The organism is Deltaproteobacteria bacterium RBG_16_64_85 (assembly GCA_001798885.1).
Classification (GTDB): Bacteria; Desulfobacterota; Deferrimicrobia; order Deferrimicrobiales; family Deferrimicrobiaceae; genus FEB-35.
The window spans coordinates 130-22,198 of record MGQW01000068.1 but is presented as its reverse complement, the minus strand read 5'-3'; the positions used below and the strand labels follow the sequence as shown (position 1 = coordinate 22,198).

Below are 22,069 nucleotides of genomic sequence, written 5' to 3'. Positions count from 1 at the left end.
GATTGCAAAATATTCGCAACTGCAATATATTTGCATTTACGGGAGAGGGGACATGAAAACGGCCTCCGAAACGTTTCGCCGCCTGGGACACCCCGCAACGCGCGGCAGAGGGGAAGTCCTGCGCATTCTCGCGGAAAGCCCGATCCCGCTTTCCCCGAGGGAGATCCGGGAGCGGATCCCCGAGCCGAAGCCCGACGCATCCACCATCTACCGGAACCTTTCCCTGATGGTCTCCATCGGGCTCGTCCGGAGCGTCGCCCTTCACGAGCGCAGCCGGAGGTACGAGGCGGCGACGGACGGCGCGCACCGGCACCGGGTCGTCTGCCGCCGGTGCGGGCGGATCGAGTCCTTCCAGCCGAACCGGTGCGATCTCTCCCGCATCGAAAGCGACATCCGTGGAACGCTGGGATTCGACGTGACGGATCACTCGCTGGAATTTTTCGGCGCCTGCGCGGACTGCGGCGGGAAGCAGGCAAGGCGATGACGTCCGCACGCCGCTTCGGGAAGAGGGTGTTCGTTGACATTTTCCTCATGATCTTTCTCCTGCTCTCTCCCTTTCCTGCCGGGGCGGGAGAGCTTCGCGTCCTCGCCTCCTTCCTCCCGATGTACCTGTTCACGCGCAACGTGGTGGGCGATGTGCCCGACGTCGCCGTGGACCTCCTGCTCCCCGCCTCGCTGGGCTGCCCCCACGATTACGCGCTGACGCCGGGGGATATGCGAAAGATCGCAGCCGCCGATCTCTTCATCGCCAACGGGTACGGGATGGAGGAATTCCTCGGCGCGCCGGTCCGGAAGTCCAACCCCCGCATCCGGATCGTGGAAACCGCAGAGGGCGTGCCGCCGGTCCGCGCGGGGGAAGGCAGCCACGGCGGGATCAACCCGCACACCTGGGTGAGCCCCAGGAACGCGATCCTCCAGGTCCGCAACATCGAGAAGGCGCTGTCCGTGGCCTCTCCGCACAACGCCGCCGCGTTTCGGCGCAACGCCGATGCGTACGTGTCGAAGCTCACGGTCCTCGCAAGAGAGTTCGATGCCGCGTCGGGCCGATTCCGGAACCGGAACATCGTCACGTTCCACAACGTCTTCGACTACCTCGCCCGGGACCTCGGCTTGAACATCGTGGGAGAAATCGAGGAAACGCCCGGCCAGGAGCCTTCCGCCGGGGAGGTCGGCAAGCTGGTCCGCACCATCCGGGAGAAGAGGGCGGCCGCGGTCTTCTGGGAGCCGCAATACCCGAAACGTCTTGCCGATGTGATCGCCGCCGAGGCCGGGGTCCCATCCCGAGTGCTGGACCCGGTCTCGACCGGTTCGACGACGCCCGGCGCCTACGAGGAAATCATGCGGCAAAACCTGCGCACCCTCACGGAGACCTTGGAAAAGTGACCAGCCGGCTCGCCCCCTTCCATACCCTGGAGATCCGCGATCTGTCGGTCCGCGCCGGGGGGAGGGAGATCCTTTCCGGCATCCACGCCGACATCCGGTGCGGGGAGGTCACCGCCCTCATCGGGCCCAACGGCGCGGGGAAGACCACGCTGCTGCTGGCGATCCTGGGGCTCGTCCCCTATGCGGGGGAAATCCGGTTTTGCCGCGCCGAAGAACACGGAAAGGGGACCCCGAGGATCGGCTACGTCCCCCAGAGGATCGACCTGGACCGGAACGCCCCGATGACCGTTCTCGATTTCTACGCTCTCTCCTCCCAGAGGTTCCCCGTCTTCCTGGGCCGATCCAGGAAATCGCGCGCGGATGCGGAAGCCGCGCTGAACAGGGGCGGGTCGGGCCACCTCATCGATCGCCCCCTGGGGAAGCTCTCGGGGGGAGAACTCCAGCGCGTCCTGCTCGCGCTGGCTCTACGCGACAACCCGGACATCCTTCTCCTTGACGAGCCGGTTTCCGGTGTGGACGCATCCGGCGAAGAGCTCTTCTGCGATTTCCTCGACCAGATTCACCGGGAGTCCCGGTTCAGCCTCCTGCTCGTGAGCCACGACCTCTCCGTAGTGACGCGCCACGCCGACCGCGTCATCTGCCTCAACCGGTCGATCGTCTGCCAGGGGGCGACAACCGAGGTCCTCACCCCCGAAACCTTGTGCGCGATGTACGGAAGCGGCGCCCACCTGTTCAGCCACGGGCCGTCCGACGGACACGGCCACCTGCACGGCGAGAAAAACGAGTAGCCATGGAATCCCTTCTTTCCCTCGTCTATTCCCTGATGGACCGCCTGTTGCCGCTCTCGTTCGCGGAGCCCGCGTTCATGAAGAGGGCGCTTCTCGCCGTGCTCTTCGTCGCGCCCGCGGCGGCGGCCGTGGGAGTGCCGCTGGTCCAGTTCCGGATGGCGTTCTTTTCGGACGCCATCGGGCACTCGGCGTTCACCGGGGTGGCGTTGGGGGTCCTTCTCGGGATCCACCCCCTCCTTACCATGGTCGCGTTCGGCCTGTTCGTCGCCTACGCGATCACGCTGGTCAAGGGCCGGACCGGGCTCTCCCCGGACACGGTCATCGGGGTGTTTTTCTCCACGGTCATCGCCCTGGGAATCGCCATCATCAGCGCACAGAAGGGGCTGACCCGGAACCTGCAGGCGTACCTGTACGGCGACCTGCTGGCGATATCCGGCGTGGAGGTTCTCTGGATGTCCGCGCTTTCCCTGGCCGTGGCCGTCTACCTGTTCCTCGCGTACAACCGGATCCTGCTCCTGGGGGTTCACGAAGAGTTCGCCCGCAGCCTCGGCGTCCGGGGCCGGGCGCTCGAAATTTCCTTCTCCCTCGTCGTCGCGCTGGTCGTGACGACGGCCATCCGCGCGGTGGGGATCCTGCTCGTCACCGCGCTCCTGGTGGTCCCCGCCGCGGCCGCGCGAAACGTGGCAAGGGGGGCGGCAACGGCCTTCTGGATCGCGATCGCCATCTCCCTGGCTTCGGGGCTCGCGGGGATCGCTGCCTCGTACTACTTTGACACGGCTACCGGCGCCACGATCGTCCTCTTCACGGCGGCGTTCTTCGCCCTGACCGCCCTCCTCCGGCTGGCACGGGGGGAAACCACCTGAGGCACAAGATGGACAAATCTGGCAAGTACCACGCAATCTCCCGTCTGGAAATAGACCAATGCCAGCTGTTGAAAGTATATGTCGGGGGGAATCGGTTCCAGGCGCAATGCCTTCTGGATCACCGGAATCGCCTCCTTCGATTTTCCGGCGTACCTGAGAACCTGCGCCAGGTGAAAATTCGCATAGCCCGAATTGGGGTCGAGCTCCACGAGTAGAGCACACCTAACTTGCTGCGCGCTTCGGCCAGCGAGCCATTCAAGGCCAGTGCCTTTTGCGTCAATTCGATGGCCTTCGCTATGGAGTCCTTGGGGCGGCTCGCTCCGAGCCACACGTCCGCCTGGTGGGTCGCACCCAGCAACGCGTAGGCGGCTGCGTACTTGGGATCCAGGGCGATCGTTTCCTCCGCCATGCGCCGTGCCTGGGCATTGCTCTCCCGATTCCCCTTGCGAAGATATTCACGAGCCTGCATGAGTTTCAGGTAGGCTTCGAGACCCTTCGTGCCTTCCGCCCATGCTCGGGCCTGCTCGCCGGCGGTCAGATTCACGGACATCGCCGACGTGATCTTCAGAATGACGTCGTCCTGAAGGCCGAAGATGTCCTTCAGGTCACGATCGTAGGATTCGGCCCATACGTGCTGGCCCGAAATCGCATCGATCAACTGGACGTTGATCCGGATCCGGTTGCTGGATTTCTGGACGCTTCCCTCCAGCACGTACCGGACCCCGAGTTCCTCGCTCACCTGCTGTACCTTCACCGGTTTGCATTTGTAGGAAAAGGACGAGGTCCGGGAGATCACGAACAGGGAGGAGATTTTGGACAAGGACGCGATGATCTGTTCCGTAAACCCGTCCGTGAAATACTCCCGCTTGGGGTCGCCGGTCATGTTTTCAAAAGGAAGCACGGCGATGGAAGGCTTGTCGGGAAGCGGGACCGCTACCTTCTGTCTCGATGACATCGCCAAGGTGGATCCCGATCCGGAAGGGCATCCTGCGCTCTTTCGGCAGCTCTTCGTTCCGGCCTTTCAGCTCCTTCTGGACCTCCACCGCGCACTCCAGGGCGTGCACCACGCTCGCGAACTCGGCGAGCAGGTTATCCCCCCGGGGTTCCACGACGCGACCCTGTTGTTTCTCGACGAGAGTGAACATCACCTGATGGTGGCCCTTGAGGGTTTGGAGTGTCCCGGCCTCATCCTCCCCCATGAGGCGGCCATACTCCACGGCGCTGGCGCTCAGAACGGCGGCGAGCTTCCGTTTGTGTTTTTCAGCGGACAAAGAGATTCACCCTCCGCGCGCAGTCGGTGCGGGGATTTTGATCGTCCCTGACTTCTCGCAGGTCATCTTTCTCTTAAAATCTTGAGGCGAAGCGTTTTCCCTTGTCTTTTCAGTAAATTCCCCCAATTCACAATGTGCGCATTCGATGACACGAGGACCGCGCCCCGGTTCACGGCAGCCAGAACCACAAGAATGTCCCGGAAGTAATACCGAAGCTGAACGTGGCCACGGAATCTCGTGAATCGCTCCACCAGGATACCACCCCGTGCCCAGTCGTCCTCCTTCGGGGTCTCGTAGGCCGATATTCTCTTCATGGATGCGACGAATTGATTCAGCAAGCGCTTCTCCGCCGCGGATCTGGACCCGGCATAGAGTTCCATGGCCACAACCGAAGACAGGACGACCCGGCCGTTTTCAATGGCCCGGTCCACCAGATCCGAGTGTTCTTTTCTGCGGATGTAGGAGAGGTAGACGGACGTGTCGAAAAGAAAGACGTCGGCCAAGGGTCAGCCCTTGGTCCGCACATCTCGGGAGAAGACATCCTCCAGTTTTCCGATCGCCTGAAGCCGACGAAGGGCGTCCAGCGCCTGCAGGGACGCCAGGCGATGCTCCACGGCCGCGCGCACCGTTTCCGAGTCGCTGTGTGTCCCGAGCAGCTTGCGCAATTTCCCTATCCTCGCCTTGTCGACGATCAGGTTGACGCGTGCCATTTGGACCGTTCCCATGTCCGCCCCCCGATATACACACTATTGCCAATAATATTACACACTACGCCTTTTGCGTCAAGCACAAGGGTACGAGAGCAACTCGTGAGAACCGGCCACGACTCAGGCTGTAGAAAAAATGCCCACGAAGGAATCCCCCGCGCACGGGTGACCCAAGTCATGGGCATGCTGCGTATTGCGACGGAGATCCAAGAACACATCCTGACCCTGCTCGACATTCACCGCGGCGCCGATGGAGCCATCTCCTCCAATGGATGATACGTTTGGCTTCTTCAACGCGCTCCGAGCCGTTATTCTCCTCCCCCCCGTTTTGGACCCTCTTTCAAAACAAACGGGATCACGCGCTCGATACTCTCTGAATCGGGCTTGGCGCGGTTGACGAGCATCCCCGTTTTCGAATCCAACGTCCATCCCTGCATGCTTTTGAACTGCAAGATCGACTTTAACTGGTATTGTCCCTTCCCGACATTCCACTCGGCCGGGCCGGCAACCTCAAACTCGATGTCATTGTTTTTGACACTATTCTTCACTCGGCTGGAGATCAGTTTGATTTCGTTTTTCCCTTGCTTGAGGAATGGCGTAATCACTATTCCTCGCTTCGCCAGGAGGAAACTATTCAGGGGGGTTCCGTTCACAAAAACGGTTGCGGTGACCGGGGAATTCCAACTGGCAAAGGTAGGTTTTCCGCTGATAACGAAATCGCCCGCCTTGAGCTTGATCTTTTCATTCTGCAAGCCGGCATTGTAAATCCTATAAGAGAGTGTCACCTCCTTCACATCCGGTCCTAGTGGGTGAGAGTACCTGCCATTGGCGAACGTCCAATCCGTGTCATTGCGGAATTCCCAAAGAATCGGCTCCATGATCCATTGATCGTTCCCAGGCGTTTTGTGTGCTGGTCCCAACCGGAAGATCAAACCGTTGTTTTTGTTTGCCGCCTGCTGCAGGGTCGTCTTGATCGTGATCGTATTCCACCCCGCTTTCAGGTATTCTCCGATCGGCTCGAAGGTGTCCGAGGTGAAGATGTTCACCGTTTTCCCGTTGACACTGAGCTCACTGTGGAGCGGGTTGTCCCAACTGGAGAAATTACGTTTCACCCAAAGCAAGAACGGTTCGCTGCCGGTCTCTTGAGCTGACACCGGCAAACTGAAAAGACCAACAAGTATTAGCGTGAGCAGAAGCAACAGAATCCTTCGAGACATGGATTTATCTCCTTTGTAACGAGGTGGATGGAATTCCCCGCCAATCCATCAGTCCCGTCTCCATAAAACAATGTGTTTCCGGAGAATTCCGTTCAGATTGACTTGCAACGGGCCTAATCTTTCTATGAATTTATCTATTACGATGGTGCAATTACTGAATCGGGTTCCTGCATGGAAGATTTCCCCCCGTTCGACAACGGTTCGCGTCTCCCCGGGTGGGACTCGAACCGCACACGCTGAAAGGAATCGGTTGCGGATTTCGTGGGCGGGCTCCTATAATTCAGGAAGCTCTTGCGCCCAGACCGTCACCACGATCGGAGAAGCCATGGGACTGAAAGGTTCAAGGACGGAAAAGAACCTGCTGGCGGCATTCGCCGGGGAATCGCAGGCCCGCAACCGCTACACCTTCTACGCCGGAGTCGCCTCGAAGGAAGGGTTCGAGGGGATCGCCGGAATCTTCCTGGAGACCGCGGATAACGAGAAGAAGCATGCCCACCTATACTTCAAGCAACTTGGGGGGAGCGATGTGGAGATCACCGCCGGCTACCCCACGAAGATCGGCGACACCGCCACGAACCTGGCCGCCGCCGCCGCCGGGGAGCACGAGGAGTGGACTACTATCTATCCGACCTTCGGAAAAATCGCCGAGGAGGAAGGGTTCTCCGCCGCCGCGCACATCTTCAGGATGATCGCAGGGGTGGAGGTCCATCACGAGAAGCGGTTCCAGGGGCTTCTGAAAAGGGTGCAGGACGGCACCCTCTTCAAACGCGAGAAGCCCATCCGCTGGAAATGCCTGGTGTGCGGCCACATCCACGAGGGGACAAAGGCCCCGGTGGGCTGCCCCGTGTGCGCCCACCCGCAGGGGTGGTTCGTCCCCGCCGAGGAGAATTTCTAAACGGTCCCTTACTGCGGACTTTCGAACTTGGCCTTCTCCTTCGCCATCGCCTCGCGACCCGCGTCGTAGGCCGCCTTGATGACCGACTTCTCCTCCTCGATGAAGGACTCCACCTTCTGCTTCAGGTCGCCGGACCAACCCTCGGTCTTCTTCCTGTAGTCCTCCGCAAGGCCGCTGATCCTCTCTCGGGCCTCCTTTCCGGAGACGGGTGCGTAGAGCAGGGCCAGCCCCGCGCCGACCAGCCCTCCGGCCAGGAACGCAAGGAATATCGCGCCGCTGCCGTTGCTACATCTTTCCTCACTCATGGCTGCCCTCCCTTCGAACGAATCGGTTCACAACGTGCGACACGGCGGCTTTCACTCCCGCCAGCCCGCCGGCCACATTTCCAAGAACGGGAACGACGGTGTACTGCAGGACCGCAGTGGCCGCGTTCAGCGTCTTCCGGAATTCCCGGACCCCTTCCGTCACGTGCGCCACGTTGGCGGCGCCCCTCTCGGCGTGCAGGAGGATGTCCCGCACCACCGCGTTGGTCTTCCGGAGGTCCTCGGCAGTCATCTCGAACTGCCGGATCGCCTCGTCCACGCGACGGTCCAGGTGGTCGATCGTCCTGCGGAGCCGCCAGAGGGTCATCGCCAGCACCACCGCCAGCGCGATGGCCGCGATCGATAGGGCCGCGAACAACAGCGCCTGGCCGCTCAAAGATTCACCTCCGGTCAGATATTGCAGGACATTACACAGTTCCGCCCATGCAAGATTAAAATACCCTAAAGTCCCGGGACCTTGCAACCTTCCGTACAGTACAATAATTCAGGCGGCAGGAGAGGAACCGAACCGGCCGCGCGAATGTCAGAACCTTCGGGAGTCGGCGTGGATTCGAACGGTGGAAGCCCCAGGCCGGTGGATTTGTTGCTGCAGGCGTTCCGGCAGGGGAAGCCGGGGGCGTTCGACGCCATCGTCCTCGCCCACCAGGACCGGGTGTACGCATTCTGCTCCCGGATGCTCTCCGACCGGGAGGAGGCCCTGGATATCGCCCAGGAGGTATTTCTCTCGGCCTACCGGAACCTCGGCGGGTTCCGGGAAGAGGCGGCGCTGGCCACGTGGCTGCTCAGGATTGCGGCCAACCGGTGCCTGAACCGGATCCGGCAGAGATCCTCCCTCGCGGCGCGGGAGGTCGTCTTCCCGGATGGGGCGGAGCGGGACTACCCGCTCTTCCAGCCGCCGGCCCCCGAGGAGGGGCGGCCGGACCGGATCGCCGAAAACCGGGAGATGGCGAAGATCCTGGAAAGGGCGCTCGGCCGCATCGATCCCGACTCGCGATGGCTGCTGCTCCTTTCGGACGTCGAAGGGTTTACGTACGAGGAAATCGCCGCCATGGCGGGGATCCCGGTCGGCACGGTGAAATCGAGACTTCACAGGGCGCGGATGGCGTTGAGGAAAATCCTCGCGCCGGTGGTTTGAGGGACACCGAGATGGACTGCGAACGAGGACAGAACCTCCTTTCCGAATTCCTGGACGGCTCTCTTCCGGAAAGCGAGCAGGCGAGCGTAAACGCCCATCTGCGGGAGTGCCTCCCATGCAGGGCCGTGAAGGAGGGACTGGAAGAGACCCTCCTGCTCCTCCGCGGTCTTCCACAAGGGAAAGCCCCGACGGAACTGCTGGACGGGGTCCGGCGCAGGATCGCCCGGGAGGAAGTGCCGCCGACGCCTTTCTGGAAGAAGCTGTTCCTGCCCGCCCACATCAAGATTCCCCTGGAAGCGGCGGCGGCAATCCTGCTCTTTCTCCTGGTGTACGGCACCTGGAAGGAGGAACTACCGAATCTGTTCTCCCCCCGGCCGGCCGCACGGATGGATGCCGCCCCCGCAAAGGAGTTCACCAAACCGGCGGAACACGACGCCAGCAAGGCGCCGAGCCCTCCCCGGGCCCAGGCAGCGGAGGAGGCCGTTCCCGGCGATCGCCCCGTACCGCGGGAGAAGGCGGAACCGGGCAGGACCGCGCAAAACGAACGGGACTCGGGGAGATCGGCGGGCTCCGCCGGAACGCGCACTGCAGCCCGTGTGCCCTCCTTGCCTCCGGCATCGTCCCGGTCGCAACCTTCCCTTCCCGTCATACCGGCGCAACGGGTGAGCACAGCCGGGGAAAGGATCGAGCCCCCATCCGCCGCGGCCCCGCCGTCGAGGGTCGCACGGCCGGTTCCTTTCGGCCGGGAGGTGACGATCGAGGTGGCTGCGCAGAACCGACCCGGACTGGAGGAGAGGATCGCCGCGGCCGCGGTGCGGCTTGGAGGAAGCGTGCAGGACGAGCCGGCGAAGGCTGGCATCGATTCGGAAGGCGCGGTCGACATCGTGCGCGTCCACCTGCCGGCGGACTCCGCAAGGCCATTCCTCGCGGAACTCTCGAAGCTGGGAATCCTGCCGGCTGAGGGGATGTCCGACCGGGCCGTCCTCGCCGCCGGACCCTCCTCGGAAGTCGTAGGCTACACGGTGCGGATCCGGGTCAGATGAAGGTTCCCCCAGCGTAGCTCTGAGCGATGCTTTTCAACCGGTCCCGATCGCGTCGGTACTTCTCCTTCATGCCGATCAGCCATTCGCCGTGCATCTTCCTCGACTCGGGGCCCCGCCACGAGTGTGCAGGCGCCGTGGTTGCAAGCCGGACGCCGTCCCCCTCGGAAGACACTATCCCGCGCGCACCGCACAGGAGGCAATAGACGCGGTTCCCCCCCCGGAACTCGAAATAGGTCCCTCCGCACTGCGTGCAGGAGGGGTTCTCCGCCGGCCGCGCTCCCTTCGCAAAAAACGCGGAGGCCAGCCGCCCCGCGGCGTCTTTTCCTTCTTCCGAGAGGAGCGCTTCTCCGGGCAGCGCGGCGTGGATCACCGAGCGGCCCTTGACCTCCATTCCCATGCCGCGGATGAAGTTCTCCACACCCAGCAGGGACGCCCCTTCCCCGTCCTTGACGCCCGCAAGCGCCACCCCGACCGCCGGCTTGCCGGAGAGCGCCTCGATCCGCCGGAAGAACTGCAGCCCCCGGTCGAGAAACCGCTGAAGGGAGGAATGCGCCCCGAGCAGGTAGACGGGCGCGGCGACGATCACGCCGTCGGCGGCCACGATCGCGTCCAGCACCGCGCCGAAATCGTCCTGGTGGGGGCAATCCCCCGTCAAGCACCGATAGCACGCCTTGCAGGGCCGAATGTCCTTCTCGACGAGCCGGACCATCGAAAGTTCGACAGGCCCCGGAAGGCGGGCAGAGATCTCCTTGACGATCAACTCGCAGTTCCCCATCCTCCTTGGGGAACCGAGGATCCCCAGCACGCGTTTCAATTGCCCTCCTTCGCCCCGTCCAGCAGGGTCCGGTATTTTCCGCACATGCCGAACTTGAGGTACGGGATCACCGCCGCCGTCGCCTCCCGGCTCATCGGGAGGAATTTCCCCTTCGCGCGGACGAGAACCTTCCCGCCGCAGATCAACTCTCCTTCGCTGTAGGCAATCCGTCCGGCGTCCTCGACCAGCCGGCTCCGGACCTCGATCTCCTCTCCCACGGGGACCGGGGCGAGGTATTTCACGGTCAGCTCGCCGGTCAGGTACATGCGCTGCAGCCCCCCGAAGACAGTTGCGGCCCAGCCCATCGACTCGTCGAGGAGCGCTGCGACGACGCCTCCGTGTGCGACGTTCCTGTAGCCGTTGACGTGGGGAGGGAGTGCGATCCTCGTGCAGACCGCGTCCCCCTCCACGTAGAACTTCGTGCGGACGCCGCAGGCGTTCTCCTCGCCGCACAGGAAGCACCCCGTGGAATGAGGAAGATATTCCTTCTCCGCGCCGTTCATGTCTTTTCCTTCCGCAGCGATCCCTGCCAGGTCTCCCGCCGTTGAAGCTCGGCGGCCACGTCGCGCGACATCTCCCGGCTCCCCTTCCCCCATAAGGGGGCCAGCAGCATCTCCCGGGGGGCCGTCCCTATCAGGCGGATCACGGCAATTTCGGGACAGAGGCGTTCCAGGAAGTCCGCGCAGGCCCCGACGTACTCACCGTATTCGGGCACCCGAACCTCGCCCCGCCGGAACGGAGACTCCAAGTTGCTCCCCGAGACGACGTGCAAATGGTGCAGCTTCACCCCCTGCACTCCCAGGTCGGAGAGAATGCCGGCCGCCGCCACGAAGTTCACCCGCGTGTCCCCGGGAAGACCGTAAATCAGGTGAACGGCAACGTCGATCCCCCGCTTCCGCGCGGCCGGCACAGCCTCCATGAACTCCTGCACGGTGTGCCCCCGGTTGATCCCCGCGAGAACGTCGTCGGAGATCGACTGGAGGCCGATCTCGACGGATACGTACCGTTCCCTCGCAATTCCCTCGAGCACGTCCAGGACCGCGCTCCCGAGGCAGTCCGGCCGGGTCCCGACAACGATTCCGACGACGTCGGGGTGGCAGAACGCCGCGCGGTACGTCCGCTCGAGCTCTTCCGGCGGAGCGTGGCTGTTCGTGTACGGTTGAAAGTAGACCAGCAGCTTGCGGAACGCCTTGAGCCTGGCATGGGATGCGATTGTCCTGCGCACCTGCTCCTCCACCGGCAGGCCCGGGAAGAGGACCCCCTCCGTGAAGGATTCGTTGTTGCAGTACAGGCAGCCACCTGTCCCTCGCGTGCCGTCGCGGTTCGGGCAGGTGAACCCCGCCTCCACGCTGATCCTTGCCGCCGGCCCGCCCAGGCGCCGCCGGAGGAACGAGGCGTAGTTGTGGAACCTCAACTCCGGATGGATGGGGGGGAACAGGAGGGGCTCCTTCGCCTCAGCCGCCGATGCGGGACATCGGTTCCATGTGCCTATTTTATCAGAGCGGGCGGCGGAACTGGGGATGGGAATTTCATTCGCAGCTCCACGAGGTGCAGGGCGATTTCCCGGCGCACCTCCACCGGGCAGGGAGAGCCGCCTTGAGCATCCTCGCGTGGAACGGAGTCGGCCTCTCGGCAAATCTTTTCCGCAAGGGAGAAAGCCTCTTCCGCCGCCTCGGGTCTGCCTGCGCGCATCCGGAGGACGCCCAGCGTGTCCAGTAGCGTCGCCTTGCGGACCCCGGGTTCGGAGACCACCCCCTCCATCCGGCCCATCGCCTCTTCGATCCCCTCCCCGGTGAAGATGGCAGTCCAGGAAAGATTATTGGTCGCCTCGGCATCCCCTGGCTGCAACTCGAGCGCCCGGAGGTATTCCTCGCGGGCCTTGTCATGCTCCTTCCTGGCCAGGTAAATGTTGCCAAGGTTGACGCGGGCCTGGAAATATTTCTTGTCCTTGCGGAGTGCCGCTTCGTATTCCCGCCGCGCCAGGTCGAGCTCTCCCCTCCGCTCGTAGGCGATGCCCAGCTCCACGTGCTCCGCAGCGGTCAGCGGGTCCTCGAGGACGATGATTTTCGGCATGCGGGAGCACCCGCCCGCCGGAAGGAGGATCAGCAGGAGCGCCGCAAAAGCCGGAAGGCGCCACGGGATGGTCCGGCGCAGACGCCGCAGGAGGGGGGCGCAGTGAGCCGGCCTCCAGGGTTCCGTTCCCGCAGAGGCCGTGCACCGAGAGGGTCGATGCGCCGCGTCCGGCGAGGCGCCCGACCGAAGCGTACCCGCTGCGGTACGGTGAGGGAGGGCAACGATGCCGGGGCGGATGCAGCGGCCCTCGAATGCCGGGATCTGAGGGAATGGAGCCCTGGAGGCCGGTGCGCAGACGCGCGGGTGCATCGCGTGTCGAGCCACGAACGGAGCTCCCCTCCGAGGCGGCGCAGCCGAAGGGAGGTCCGGCGCTGCGCTTTCCGGCATCACCGGTCCGCCCGGCGGACTACGAGCGCCAGCCGCCCCATTTTGGCCCACTGGGCATCCAGCGTGGAGAAGGGGATCTCCTTCCCCTGTTCGCGTCCGGAATGCGCAACGACCCCTTCCGGGATCCAGCCAAATGCCACCAGGTAGTGGGGGCGGCTCCAGACCCACGCGCCGAGGTCGACCAGCAGGATCACGGGGACGCCCACCGTAATCCGCTCCCGAAGGCGGGAAAGGTCCAGATCCGCGACCTCCGCCGCGAACCCCCGCCGCCGTGCGGCGTCGGCCAGGTCGGTGATGAGCGTTCCTTTCAGTCCTTCCGTCCGGGTCTCGCGGAGGATCTCCGCCGTGGAAACATCCTGCCCCAGGAACCGGAGGACCGTCGCAAGGGAGGAAGGGCCGCAGGTATCGTCTTCCTGAGGGAGGAAAGGAACCCCCTGGATGACGACCGCCGGGCGGGCGTCCGTCCTCTGTTCCTTCACGGGCCCGCCCCTCGCGCATCCCCCCAGAAGAAAAACGGCGCCTCCCACCAGCAGGGCGGCGCCGAGAAGCCGTTTACCTGCCGTCAACGAACGACGATTTCCTTGTTCATCAGCTTCATGATCACGATGATGAGGATGATCAGGATCGCCGCCCCGATCAGGAAGCCCAGCGCGTCGTCCGCCCCCGCAGCCACCCGGTCGGTCAACGAGGCGAGTCGATGCAAATCCTTGTCGCTCATCGACCGGAGCTTGGCCATCGCCTCCTCCGGGGAAACGCCGTAATCCACCAGCTTCTGCAGGACGACTTTCCGTTCCAGGAACACCTGCATCGTGGCAACGTCCGCCGTCCGGAGGTCGCCCCCTGCCCCATGGGAGGCGATCACGCCGGCTTCGGCCACCCCTCGAAGAGACCCCAGCACTCCCATCCACCCCGCCATCACCAAGGCCAATGCAAGAAACCAGCCCGCCTTCCGAATGGATGCCATTTCCTCTCCTCCTTTGAAATGATGGAACCCCTTCTATTCTTCCGATACGGAAGTATCTTCGCAGAATCCGGCCTCGCTGGTCAACCGGCCGAATCCGCTCCCGCGATGTTCCCGAGGAAAGCCACGGAGATGTCAGAGGATCCGAACCGGCAGAATGATCATCGGCAGCCCCGCGAAAACCAGCTTCTTCTGTGCGAGAAACGCGGTCTGGTTGTGGAGCAGACGCGTGATGAAGTTCTCCTCCTGGAAGACGAGCTGGCCCGAGAAGAAGACGATGTTGGGGAAATCCTTGGCCGCCCCTTCGGCGAGGTGGCCGATGATCTCGATGACGTCCGTCCCCACCTCGCTGCGCGCCTCCGCGTAATACCCGTGCCCCTTGACGAACTCCAGGTAGTTCAGGAGCTGGTTCTTCAGGTCCGCCCCGAGGTTCACCACCTCTTCCGCGCCCTTGAAAACGGTGCTGTCCACGACCCCCGCCGAGAGGAAGATGAAATTCCGGAAGGTCCCCGGGAACGACCGGATGACCGAGAAGAAGACGTGCATCCCGAGGCCGTTGTAGCCCGACACCATGATCGCGGCCGTCGGAGCGACGCGGCGCAGCATCGGCTCCTGCACGGAGGAGACCGTCACGGGGGGAAGCTGGAGCAGGAGCTCGTCCAGCCTCCGGAGGGCCTGCTGTGCCGTCCGGTAGTGACGGCGGACCAGGAAGCACGCAGAGATGAACGTCCCCGTGATGAGCAGGGTGATCCACCCTCCCTCGGGGAACTTGATCCACACCGTAAAGCAGAGGATCGAGGCGGTCAGCAGGAACCCGACGCCGTTCATGGCAAGCTTGATCTTCCATGCCTTCTCCTTATCGCGGTCCTTCCACCAGTGGACGATCATGCCGAACTGGGAGAGGCTGAAGGTGAGGAAGACGTTGATCGAATACATGACGACCAGGTACTTCACCGAGCCGCCGGTGATGTAGAGCATGAGGAACGCCATGACGCCCATGAAGTAGACGCCGTATTTCGTCACCAGTCGCTCGGAGAGGTGCGCGAACCGGTGAGGCATATAAGAGTCCACAGCCATGTTCGAGAGGACCTGGGGCCCCCCCAGGAACCCGGTCTGGGCCGCCACGAACAGGAGCGCCGCCTCCGACGCGAGCACGAGGGCGACGACCACTACGCCCCCGCTCCCCGGCCAGACGCCGCCCAACAGCGTATCGAACAGGACGGCGTTGAGCGTCTTCCCGGGAACGGGCGATACCCCATTGAGGACGTACCCGAGGATGATTCCCCCGGCGATGAAAGAAAGAGAGATGGCCATGTACAGCATGGCCCTTTTCCCCGTTTGAACGCGGGGCTCACGGAGCGTCTGCATGGAGTTGCTGATGGCCTCGATTCCGGTGTACGTCCCGGCTCCCATCGAGTAGGCGCGCATCAGGAGCGCACCCAGCCCCAGCCAGCCCATGCTCTTCACCGCGGAGGAGAGGTCCGTCGACACTCGGGCGCCTACCGCGGGCAACTCCGGCACGTGGCGCAGGACGGCATAGAGCACCAGCGGGATGTGACTGAGCACGAAGGCCATGAAAATAGGGGTCAGGACCACTACGGATTCCTTCACGCCCCTAAGGTTGAGCCAGATGAGAAAAAGGATCACGCAGGAGATAAACCAAAATTTGTGGGTCTGCCATCCCAGGGGAAGAAAGCTGAAGACCGCGTCGGCCCCCGAGGCCACGGAAATCGTGATCGTCAGGACGTAGTCGATGACGAGCGCCGAGCCGGACACCACCCCCGCTCTCTCCCCCAGGAGCTTGGAGGCGACGATGTACCCGCCACCCCCGGAGGGGAACGCCTCGATGATCTGCGCGTAGCTCCCGGAGATGATGAAGACCGTCGCCACCGTGGCCAGGGCCACGAAGAGAGCCAGGACCGTGTGGCTCCCGAGGGCGAGGTAGGCCTCTTCCGGACCATAGGAGGAGGAGGAGATCCCGTCCGCGCCCAGGCCCACCCACGCGAAAAAGGCGACGAGAGAGACGCGGTGGAAGATCTTCGGATCGAAGAGATCGCGCGGAGCCCCGAAGAGAAAGCGCTTGGCGCGCTGGTAAATGGAGGCGTTTTCCATCACCGGTACCGGGAGAGCATCTCCGACAGCCGGGAAAGGGCTTCTCCCATCTCGGTGCGGCAGGTCGCCTTGTCCTGCAGGCAAAGCCTCTCCGCGTGCTCCATCGCGGACAGCCACTCCTTGCGGTCGTCCCGCAGGTGCGCGACAAACTCGTTATACGCCCGGGCGAGAGCGACCATCTGGTCTCCCTTCCGGAGGAACACCGCCTTGACGGCGTGCCCCGATTCGAAGTTCTCCAGCGCTCGTTCCATCCGATAGAGCGGACCCGCGATCTTGTGGAAGGAGTAGACGGAGAGGAGGGCGATCACCACGCTAACGACCAGGACGTATGCCAGCATGGAAAAGGCGAGGATGGGAACCAGGAAGGCGGACAGGTCGCGGAGAGCGAAATAGACGCCGGCGTACGTGCCCGGAAGGGGCTGGTTGAAAATGAGGTAGAAGGCCAGGAAGAGGAGCCCTCCCCCGGCTCCGATGGTCAACAGCAACTGCATCGCGAACCGTCCTTCGTGGCCCCACTCCGCGGCACGCTTCCCCTTGCCGGCAAGGCGGGAGTTCACGGGGCGACCTTCCGGACGGTGGCTTTCAGCACATTCCATCGCTTCGCGAATTCCTCTTCGGAAAGCGGCTCGCTCCGGAGGAATTCCGCTTCCGCCGCGATCTCACGGATCCTGGAGAGGGTCCAGGAGCGGGCCGAGTCGATCTTCTCTCCAATGTCCGTTATGTCCGACAGCCCCGCCGCCTCCGTGGGGGTGGACAGGTCCCCCTCCGTCGAAATCAGGAAGGCCTCCACGAGCCTGCTGGCCCCCCTGCGGACCCTGCGGATCAGCAGAAGCTGCACGAGAAGGCTCGCTGCAATCACGCCAGCGGACAGAACCGCCACGTGCCGGGCCAACGCTGCGCCGATGATTTCATACGGCGACAGGAAATGGTAGTGCCCCTGCAGGGATGCGACCCGGAGTTCCCCCCTGGCGTAATGATGGAAGAACAAGGCGAACAGCGCCGCCCCCGCGAACACGACGGCCGCGAAGCACAACGCGATGCCCCCCTGGAGCCGGGGGTTCACAAACACGGTTCTCCTTGCGATGCGGCGGGGTGCGCGTGGGCTCATGGCGTCCTGTGGCACCCGCCGCACAGCGCTTCGAATCCATCGTCAGCGGGGTTCGAACGCCGAAGGAAGAACGTCTTGAAATACGGGGAAGCCCCCGCCGCATCGGCATTCACAGGCATTTGCCCGGCGAAGGTCCTGACGTTCGAGAGGTAGGGGCCGTGGGCGGAGTGGCACGTGAGGCAGATGATGTTCTCGCCGTCGCCCAGGCGGAATTCCGGCGGAATCTTCACCTCGCGGAACTTGCTGCCCGGGTGGACCTTGAGCGGATGGGTGCGGCCCCGCTCCTCGGCCAGATGGCATTCCAGGCAGAAAACGACGGAAGACGTGGAGAATCGGCCAGGTTCCAATTTCGAATCCGTGTAGACGTGGCATCTCCCGCACTGCGCGGGTTGCCGGAAATACTCGTGCGGGTTCTCGGGGGGAGACGGTGCCGAAATCGCCGGATGGAGAAGGAGGGGAAGCGCCGACAGGAAGAGAACCGACAGGTAGAAACGCCTTGCCGAAACGATCCTCAACGCGGTCCCACCCCCGGGGAGATCACCCTTCCCTGCCCTTCATATTATATGGTAATACCAAAAAATTTGGGGGGCGCTTCAGGCCCCCCGTTGGAAGTTGGGTTGACGGTCTACAAACCCCTCGCATCTCCTATCGGAGGGAAGACCTCCGAACTTTAGGAAAAAATCGGACTTTAAAAAGAACTCCTCGTCCTCCGACAGGGACATGGGGTAGAGCAGGACCACGAGGTTGTGCAGCCGGCCTCTCTGCATGTATACATGTTTCAATGGGGAACGATCCTATAGCCGAAAGAGGGAGACAAGGGTGAACATCGTCATCGTCGAGCGAGAAGGGGCCGTGGCGACCCTGCGGATGAACCGCCCGGAGCGGATGAACGTATACGATTTCGAGATGGGCGAGGCGTTGCTCACCGGCCTGGCGGAGATTGCCTCCGACCCTGCCGTGCGCTGCATCGTCTTCACCGGCGCGGGGAGGGTTTTCTCGGCCGGCGGCGACGTGGGCATGATGGGAGGGATGAAAGAAGAGGCCCCCCACCGGTTTCTCGACCTGACCGTTCGATTGCACGCCTTCGTCGCCTCCCTGCGGCGCTGCCGCAAACCCGTCCTTTCGGCGGTCAACGGCGTGGCGGCAGGGGGTGGCTTCTCCCTGGCGCTGGCCGGGGACATCGTCGTGGCCACCGAGTCGGCGCGCTTCGCGCTGGCCTACCAGAACATCGGGCTCTCCCCCGACGGGGGTTCGACGTTCTTTCTCGCAAGAGCCGTGGGGACGCACCGGGCGATGGAGCTGACGCTTTCGGGCAGGACGCTCTCCGCGGGCGAGGCCGCCTCGTGGGGGCTTGTCCAGCGGGTGTTTCCTGACGATTCCTTCGCCTCGGAGACGGCCGCGCTGGCGGCAGGCATCGCGGCCGGTCCCACGCTCGCCTACGGCAAGGCCAAGGAGCTGTACAACCGGGCGCTCCTCCAACCGCTGGAAACGCAGATGGAGGAAGAGCGCCAGGGGATCGCGGAGTCCGCCAGGACCGCTGATTTCAGGGAAGGAATCCGGGCGTTCCTCGCGAAGAGAAAGGCAAGCTTCCGGGGGAAATAGGTCCGCGACAATCCGGTTGTCGGCCCGGGCCCCCTGTCTCCATGTGGCGGAGCACATCGGACCGGGAAGATACGGGGATCCCCTCGATTCCTTCGGGACGAAGAAAGCCTGCCAGGAACTGGCAGCGCTCTGTTGAGCATCAGCTCCCTGCATCTTGGCGTGGACAGCGCCGCGCCCCACATCGCGTCCGCGGTGGGCACTCCCTCGGTCATCCTCTTCGGTCCGTCCGACTGGCGCGCCTGGACGGTCCCCGGCGAGACCCATAGGATGGTGACTTCCGACCACCCTTGCGTGCCTTGCCACAACAAGGGGTGCGACGGGAAAGAGAGAAGCCTCTGCCTGGAAGAGCTTGGAACGGAGAAAGTCACGAAGGCCCTATCCGGGGTGATCGCCGCGATCGAGGCGAATCGGCTCGCCGCCGGGGCAACGCGAGCCGAACCGAAGCGGGATGACCCCGGAATTCACTCGACGATCCCCATCAAGCCGAAGATCTTCTCGAACCGCATCTCCCAGGTGTGTTCGCGAAGGGTGAGCTCGCGCCCCGCGTTCCTTCTCCCGGGTTCGACAGCAGTAGGTGAACGGACAAGGCAATAGTGATTTTTTTCCGGATGGCTACAGGTTTCGGTCGATTTTGACATGTGCCTACGGATTTTCCGGTGTCACGGCGATCTTCCGGAACGGGGGTGGCGGGGATATCTTGAGCTTTATCAATAGGTTGGCCTGATCTTGGGTCAATTCCGTCCGCTGAAGAACCTTGCCGTCTTTCCCAAAGAATTTCCCAAGATGGATTCTGTCCATAATCTCCCAGATCCTGTCCCGGGTTTCCCCCATTTCCCGCTCGGTCACCCACACCAGATGCAGGGCAAGCCAGCATGGAAGAACATGGGAACGGATCCGGTCCTCCTTCCGGTTCGTCCCGACGGCGCGGGAGATCGACGCGCACTTCGGCATCGCCGAGAAAAACGCCTTCTATTCCCTTGTCTTGCTGGAGCGAAAGGGCAACATCCAGCGGAGGAAACACCCTCCGCGCCGGATCGAACACGCGGGGGAGACCTTCGCTCCGCCCCCGCTGCGCGTGCCCGTGCTGGGCTGGGTCCCCCCGCGGGAAATCCCCGGGAAGCGGTTGAGCACGTCGATGAGGAGTTCCGCGGGCCGCTGCGGCTTCGGGTCGTCGCTCAAACCGATTCTTGAGCCGGCAACTGCACAGGAGACTTCGGGGGGGGCTTATCCTAATATCTAAGGTAGGCAGGCCGCGGGAATGGTCGGCACCTGGCGGATTGGCGGAAAGATGCCCATGCCCGAAACCAGCATCATCCTGGTAACCTACAATAACCTCTACGAGACGACCATCCCCTGCCTGGATAGCATCTTCCAGCACACCGGAAACGAGGACTACGAGGTCATCGTTGTAGACAACAACTCCTCGGACGGGACGTCGATCTACCTGACGGAACGGGCCCGCCGGGAGCCGCGCCTGCGCTGCGTGCTGAACACGGTCAACCGTGGCTTCGCCGGAGGAAACAACGACGGCATCAGGGCCGCATCGGGGAGTATCCTGGTGCTGCTGAACAACGACACCCAGGTCAGCGAGGGGTGGCTTGCCGGGCTCCGTGCGTCCCTCCAGGAGGACGATTCGATCGGTCTGGTCGGGCCGGTTTCCAATGCGGTCGGCAATGAGCAGAAGATTTTCACCAGCGGCGTCACCCCGGCCGAGATCCTCGCGGAGGGGGCGGCATGGGCCTGGCACAGCCGTGGCGATGCCTTTGAAACCGAACGGCTCGGATTTTTCTGCGTGGCGCTCCGCCGGGAAACGGCAGACAAGGTGGGCCTCCTCGACGAGGCCTTCGATCTGGGATTTTACGAGGACGACGACTACTGCCTTCGAATGCTAAAGGCGGGTTACAAACTCATCTGTCGGGAGGATATCTTCGTTTACCACCGGGGGAGCTCCTCCTTCGGGAAGACCCTCCGGAAAACCGAAGAGCTCTTGAAGAAAAACCGCCGCCTCCTTGAGAGAAAATTCGGAATGCGGTACTCTCCACGTCATCCGCGGGATCTGCAGCTCGACCTCGTTGAATCGTATTTTAAGGAGGACGAGCGTACCCGGAGTCCGGAATCCCGGCGGTTCAAGATCGAGAACCGGATGCGGATCATCGAAGAAATGATGCCGCGCGGATTCCTCAAACGGTGGCAATTTGAGCGCCGGCTGAAACACGTATTGTCAAATCTCACACAGGTTGGGTAGTTACGGACATCCCATTCGGCTTCCGGATTATCGAGATGCAAGAAAGGACGGCGGATTCCGGCTTCGCACCGATCGGCCTGTCAAGGACCTGGGGGATGAGAAAACAGTACATCGAAGTGCCGCTTGCCATGCGGTGCCGCGGATTGCGGTCCTTCCTGATGCGGCTCGCAGGCAACATCCTGTGCCCTGCATACTGGTTGGCCGCATTTTTCGCCGGCGGGCCGGGGCTCTTTTTCCATTTGCAGTGCACGTGGCTCGGCGTGATTTCTCTTGTTACCCGACGCCTCAAGAGAGGCCATTACAGCCTGATGTTTTTCCCCATGGACTCGACTCGATATTTCGAGTTCGACGTGTCGTGGGAAAGACTGCGCCGGTTGCCGTTTACGCGCTATATGGATGTTTCCTCGCCCCGACTTCTCCCGCTTGTTCTCATGCGATCCAACCGGCAGGCGACCGCAGAGCTCATCAACCCGGATGCAAAAGACATAAGAGACACGGAGAGGTTCTTTCGGGCGTTCGGAGTTGGCCAGCGGTGCCGGTTCAGCGCGCGGACGGTCGAGCAGGCATCCTTCGAACCATCGTCTTTTGACCTGATCACCTGTATCTCTGTACTGGAACACATACCGGCTGACAGCGAGGCGGTCGAACGGATGTGGTCCCTTCTGCGGACCGGCGGCAGGCTTGTGCTGACGCTGCCATGCATGTCGCAACCCATGGAGCAGTACATCAGCGACAACCAGTACGGGGTGCTGCAGCCGGGAAGCGACGGGTATACTTTCTGGCAACGCTATTACGACGAAGAAAGGCTTCGGGAGAAGATTTACCGTATCACCGGACCGCCGGAACACATGGTGATTTTCGGCGAAAAAACGAACGGCCTTTTTTTCCGGAACGCGACCATGAAGCGCGTCCTCGGCGGGCGGTATCCGTTCTGGCGGGAGGCGTACATGATGGCGACGGAATACCGTTATTACCCGTCGCTGGATGAACTTCCCGGAGAAGGGGTCGTGTTCCTGGAGTTCCTGAAGAAATGAAATCTCCGCTCCTCTCGATCTGCATCGCGACCTACAATCGCGCGGGCTTCATCGGCGAGACGCTGGACAGCATCATCCCCCAGCTCACCGAGGAGGTCGAGATCGTCG

General features: G+C 62.9%; 29 protein-coding genes and 1 pseudogene (1 of these 30 cut by a window edge). 12 read left to right on the top strand and 18 right to left on the bottom strand.

Annotated elements, in window-relative coordinates:
• Positions 1-52 precede the first annotated feature (52 nt).
• From A2Z13_07815 to A2Z13_07800, 4 genes are read left to right on the top strand one after another with little or no spacing between them, the layout of a single operon-like run.
• The gene (locus A2Z13_07815; protein ID OGP77267.1) at positions 53-484 is read left to right on the top strand and encodes a hypothetical protein; all 432 of its coding nucleotides are present in this window, start codon (positions 53-55) and stop codon (positions 482-484) included.
• Complete coding sequence (locus A2Z13_07810) at positions 481-1,383, top strand: hypothetical protein (GenBank protein OGP77266.1); 903 nt, start codon at positions 481-483, stop codon at positions 1,381-1,383. Before A2Z13_07815 ends, A2Z13_07810 begins: the two co-directional genes overlap by 4 nt.
• A complete protein-coding gene (locus tag A2Z13_07805) occupies positions 1,380-2,171 on the top strand; it encodes a hypothetical protein (GenBank protein ID OGP77265.1) in 792 nt (263 codons plus the stop codon). Before A2Z13_07810 ends, A2Z13_07805 begins: the two co-directional genes overlap by 4 nt.
• Before the next feature lie 2 nt (positions 2,172-2,173).
• Complete coding sequence (locus A2Z13_07800; GenBank protein ID OGP77264.1) at positions 2,174-3,034, top strand: hypothetical protein; 861 nt, start codon at positions 2,174-2,176, stop codon at positions 3,032-3,034.
• Between the two features lie 118 nt (positions 3,035-3,152).
• Here A2Z13_07800 and A2Z13_07795 read toward each other — a convergent pair whose 3' ends face one another.
• The 5 genes from A2Z13_07795 to A2Z13_07775 form a co-directional block, all read right to left on the bottom strand.
• The gene (locus tag A2Z13_07795; GenBank protein OGP77263.1) at positions 3,153-3,935 is read right to left on the bottom strand and encodes a hypothetical protein; all 783 of its coding nucleotides are present in this window, start codon (positions 3,933-3,935) and stop codon (positions 3,153-3,155) included.
• Entirely contained in the window at positions 3,922-4,305 is a 384-nt protein-coding gene (locus tag A2Z13_07790; GenBank protein ID OGP77262.1) for a hypothetical protein, read from the bottom strand. The genes A2Z13_07795 and A2Z13_07790 overlap by 14 nt, the downstream gene beginning before the upstream one ends.
• A 62-nt stretch (positions 4,306-4,367) precedes the next feature.
• Positions 4,368-4,808: a hypothetical protein gene (locus tag A2Z13_07785; GenBank protein OGP77261.1), complete on the bottom strand. Its 441-nt coding sequence runs from the start codon at positions 4,806-4,808 to the stop codon at positions 4,368-4,370.
• A 3-nt stretch (positions 4,809-4,811) separates the two neighbouring features.
• Positions 4,812-5,030, bottom strand: a complete 219-nt coding sequence (locus A2Z13_07780) for a hypothetical protein (GenBank protein OGP77260.1) — start codon at positions 5,028-5,030, stop codon at positions 4,812-4,814.
• Between the two features lie 290 nt (positions 5,031-5,320).
• Positions 5,321-6,229 carry a hypothetical protein gene (locus A2Z13_07775; protein OGP77259.1) on the bottom strand — a complete coding sequence of 303 codons (909 nt, stop codon included), beginning with the start codon at positions 6,227-6,229 and terminating at the stop codon, positions 5,321-5,323.
• Positions 6,230-6,554: 325 nt separating this feature from the next.
• On the opposite strand from A2Z13_07775, the gene A2Z13_07770 reads away from it, so the two are divergent.
• Positions 6,555-7,124: a rubrerythrin gene (locus A2Z13_07770; GenBank protein OGP77258.1), complete on the top strand. Its 570-nt coding sequence runs from the start codon at positions 6,555-6,557 to the stop codon at positions 7,122-7,124.
• Positions 7,125-7,132: 8 nt separating this feature from the next.
• Here A2Z13_07770 and A2Z13_07765 read toward each other — a convergent pair whose 3' ends face one another.
• Together A2Z13_07765 and A2Z13_07760 are read right to left on the bottom strand one after the other, a co-directional pair.
• A complete protein-coding gene (locus A2Z13_07765; protein ID OGP77257.1) occupies positions 7,133-7,429 on the bottom strand; it encodes a hypothetical protein in 297 nt (98 codons plus the stop codon).
• Positions 7,422-7,823 carry a hypothetical protein gene (locus A2Z13_07760; protein ID OGP77256.1) on the bottom strand — a complete coding sequence of 134 codons (402 nt, stop codon included), beginning with the start codon at positions 7,821-7,823 and terminating at the stop codon, positions 7,422-7,424. The genes A2Z13_07765 and A2Z13_07760 overlap by 8 nt, the downstream gene beginning before the upstream one ends.
• Positions 7,824-7,967: 144 nt before the next feature.
• Between A2Z13_07760 and A2Z13_07755 the strand changes: the two genes are divergently transcribed.
• Together A2Z13_07755 and A2Z13_07750 are read left to right on the top strand one after the other, a co-directional pair.
• Positions 7,968-8,582 carry a hypothetical protein gene (locus A2Z13_07755; GenBank protein OGP77255.1) on the top strand — a complete coding sequence of 205 codons (615 nt, stop codon included), beginning with the start codon at positions 7,968-7,970 and terminating at the stop codon, positions 8,580-8,582.
• Complete coding sequence (locus A2Z13_07750) at positions 8,579-9,625, top strand: hypothetical protein (protein ID OGP77254.1); 1,047 nt, start codon at positions 8,579-8,581, stop codon at positions 9,623-9,625. Before A2Z13_07755 ends, A2Z13_07750 begins: the two co-directional genes overlap by 4 nt.
• Here the strand turns inward: A2Z13_07750 and A2Z13_07745 are convergent.
• The 9 genes from A2Z13_07745 to A2Z13_07705 form a co-directional block, all read right to left on the bottom strand.
• On the bottom strand, positions 9,618-10,439 hold the full coding sequence (locus A2Z13_07745; GenBank protein ID OGP77253.1) for a hypothetical protein: 822 nt from the start codon (positions 10,437-10,439) through the stop codon (positions 9,618-9,620). The two genes, A2Z13_07750 and A2Z13_07745, sit on opposite strands and share 8 nt — an antisense overlap.
• Entirely contained in the window at positions 10,436-10,942 is a 507-nt protein-coding gene (locus A2Z13_07740; GenBank protein OGP77252.1) for a hypothetical protein, read from the bottom strand. Before A2Z13_07740 ends, A2Z13_07745 begins: the two co-directional genes overlap by 4 nt.
• The gene (locus A2Z13_07735) at positions 10,939-11,877 is read right to left on the bottom strand and encodes a TIGR01212 family radical SAM protein (protein OGP77269.1); all 939 of its coding nucleotides are present in this window, start codon (positions 11,875-11,877) and stop codon (positions 10,939-10,941) included. Before A2Z13_07735 ends, A2Z13_07740 begins: the two co-directional genes overlap by 4 nt.
• Positions 11,878-12,898: 1,021 nt before the next feature.
• On the bottom strand, positions 12,899-13,378 hold the full coding sequence (locus A2Z13_07730; GenBank protein ID OGP77268.1) for a hypothetical protein: 480 nt from the start codon (positions 13,376-13,378) through the stop codon (positions 12,899-12,901).
• Between the two features lie 83 nt (positions 13,379-13,461).
• Entirely contained in the window at positions 13,462-13,863 is a 402-nt protein-coding gene (locus A2Z13_07725) for a hypothetical protein (GenBank protein OGP77251.1), read from the bottom strand.
• A gap of 132 nt (positions 13,864-13,995) precedes the next feature.
• On the bottom strand, positions 13,996-15,972 hold the full coding sequence (locus A2Z13_07720) for an amino acid transporter (GenBank protein OGP77250.1): 1,977 nt from the start codon (positions 15,970-15,972) through the stop codon (positions 13,996-13,998).
• Positions 15,972-16,529, bottom strand: coding sequence for a hypothetical protein (locus tag A2Z13_07715; GenBank protein OGP77249.1), 558 nt, complete (start codon positions 16,527-16,529; stop codon positions 15,972-15,974). Before A2Z13_07715 ends, A2Z13_07720 begins: the two co-directional genes overlap by 1 nt.
• On the bottom strand, positions 16,526-17,035 hold the full coding sequence (locus tag A2Z13_07710) for a hypothetical protein (GenBank protein ID OGP77248.1): 510 nt from the start codon (positions 17,033-17,035) through the stop codon (positions 16,526-16,528). Before A2Z13_07710 ends, A2Z13_07715 begins: the two co-directional genes overlap by 4 nt.
• Positions 17,036-17,076: 41 nt before the next feature.
• Positions 17,077-17,595 carry a hypothetical protein gene (locus A2Z13_07705; GenBank protein OGP77247.1) on the bottom strand — a complete coding sequence of 173 codons (519 nt, stop codon included), beginning with the start codon at positions 17,593-17,595 and terminating at the stop codon, positions 17,077-17,079.
• Positions 17,596-17,899: 304 nt separating this feature from the next.
• On the opposite strand from A2Z13_07705, the gene A2Z13_07700 reads away from it, so the two are divergent.
• The gene (locus tag A2Z13_07700; GenBank protein ID OGP77246.1) at positions 17,900-18,682 is read left to right on the top strand and encodes a hypothetical protein; all 783 of its coding nucleotides are present in this window, start codon (positions 17,900-17,902) and stop codon (positions 18,680-18,682) included.
• Between the two features lie 132 nt (positions 18,683-18,814).
• Positions 18,815-19,276 carry a hypothetical protein gene (locus tag A2Z13_07695; GenBank protein OGP77245.1) on the top strand — a complete coding sequence of 154 codons (462 nt, stop codon included), beginning with the start codon at positions 18,815-18,817 and terminating at the stop codon, positions 19,274-19,276.
• A gap of 48 nt (positions 19,277-19,324) precedes the next feature.
• Here A2Z13_07695 and A2Z13_07690 read toward each other — a convergent pair whose 3' ends face one another.
• On the bottom strand, positions 19,325-19,633 hold the full coding sequence (locus A2Z13_07690) for a hypothetical protein (protein ID OGP77244.1): 309 nt from the start codon (positions 19,631-19,633) through the stop codon (positions 19,325-19,327).
• An 18-nt stretch (positions 19,634-19,651) separates the two neighbouring features.
• Entirely contained in the window at positions 19,652-19,861 is a 210-nt protein-coding gene (locus A2Z13_07685; protein OGP77243.1) for a hypothetical protein, read from the bottom strand.
• A 115-nt stretch (positions 19,862-19,976) separates the two neighbouring features.
• Here A2Z13_07685 and A2Z13_07680 point away from each other — a divergent pair, with 115 nt between their 5' ends.
• The 3 genes and pseudogenes from A2Z13_07680 to A2Z13_07670 all read left to right on the top strand — a co-directional run.
• Entirely contained in the window at positions 19,977-20,927 is a 951-nt protein-coding gene (locus A2Z13_07680) for a hypothetical protein (protein OGP77242.1), read from the top strand.
• 35 nt (positions 20,928-20,962) lie between these two features.
• The gene (locus tag A2Z13_07675; GenBank protein OGP77241.1) at positions 20,963-21,961 is read left to right on the top strand and encodes a hypothetical protein; all 999 of its coding nucleotides are present in this window, start codon (positions 20,963-20,965) and stop codon (positions 21,959-21,961) included.
• Positions 21,958-22,069 (top strand): annotated as a pseudogene (locus tag A2Z13_07670) (hypothetical protein) (it continues 129 nt past the right edge of the window). The gene A2Z13_07675 and the pseudogene A2Z13_07670 overlap by 4 nt, the downstream one beginning before the upstream one ends.

What these genes read in the sequence shown, in the direction of transcription:
- A2Z13_07815 (OGP77267.1), top strand. Translation starts at nt 53, where the DNA reads ATGAAAACGGCCTCCGAAACGTTTCGCCGCCTGGGACACCCCGCAACG.
- A2Z13_07810 (OGP77266.1), top strand. Translation starts at nt 481, where the DNA reads ATGACGTCCGCACGCCGCTTCGGGAAGAGGGTGTTCGTTGACATTTTC.
- A2Z13_07800 (OGP77264.1), top strand. Translation starts at nt 2,174, where the DNA reads ATGGAATCCCTTCTTTCCCTCGTCTATTCCCTGATGGACCGCCTGTTG.
- A2Z13_07780 (OGP77260.1), bottom strand. Translation starts at nt 5,030, where the DNA reads ATGGGAACGGTCCAAATGGCACGCGTCAACCTGATCGTCGACAAGGCG.
- A2Z13_07775 (OGP77259.1), bottom strand. Translation starts at nt 6,229, where the DNA reads ATGTCTCGAAGGATTCTGTTGCTTCTGCTCACGCTAATACTTGTTGGT.
- A2Z13_07770 (OGP77258.1), top strand. Translation starts at nt 6,555, where the DNA reads ATGGGACTGAAAGGTTCAAGGACGGAAAAGAACCTGCTGGCGGCATTC.
- A2Z13_07765 (OGP77257.1), bottom strand. Translation starts at nt 7,429, where the DNA reads ATGAGTGAGGAAAGATGTAGCAACGGCAGCGGCGCGATATTCCTTGCG.
- A2Z13_07755 (OGP77255.1), top strand. Translation starts at nt 7,968, where the DNA reads ATGTCAGAACCTTCGGGAGTCGGCGTGGATTCGAACGGTGGAAGCCCC.
- A2Z13_07740 (OGP77252.1), bottom strand. Translation starts at nt 10,942, where the DNA reads ATGAACGGCGCGGAGAAGGAATATCTTCCTCATTCCACGGGGTGCTTC.
- A2Z13_07725 (OGP77251.1), bottom strand. Translation starts at nt 13,863, where the DNA reads ATGGCATCCATTCGGAAGGCGGGCTGGTTTCTTGCATTGGCCTTGGTG.
- A2Z13_07720 (OGP77250.1), bottom strand. Translation starts at nt 15,972, where the DNA reads ATGGAAAACGCCTCCATTTACCAGCGCGCCAAGCGCTTTCTCTTCGGG.
- A2Z13_07690 (OGP77244.1), bottom strand. Translation starts at nt 19,633, where the DNA reads ATGCCGAAGTGCGCGTCGATCTCCCGCGCCGTCGGGACGAACCGGAAG.
- A2Z13_07680 (OGP77242.1), top strand. Translation starts at nt 19,977, where the DNA reads ATGCCCGAAACCAGCATCATCCTGGTAACCTACAATAACCTCTACGAG.
- A2Z13_07675 (OGP77241.1), top strand. Translation starts at nt 20,963, where the DNA reads ATGCAAGAAAGGACGGCGGATTCCGGCTTCGCACCGATCGGCCTGTCA.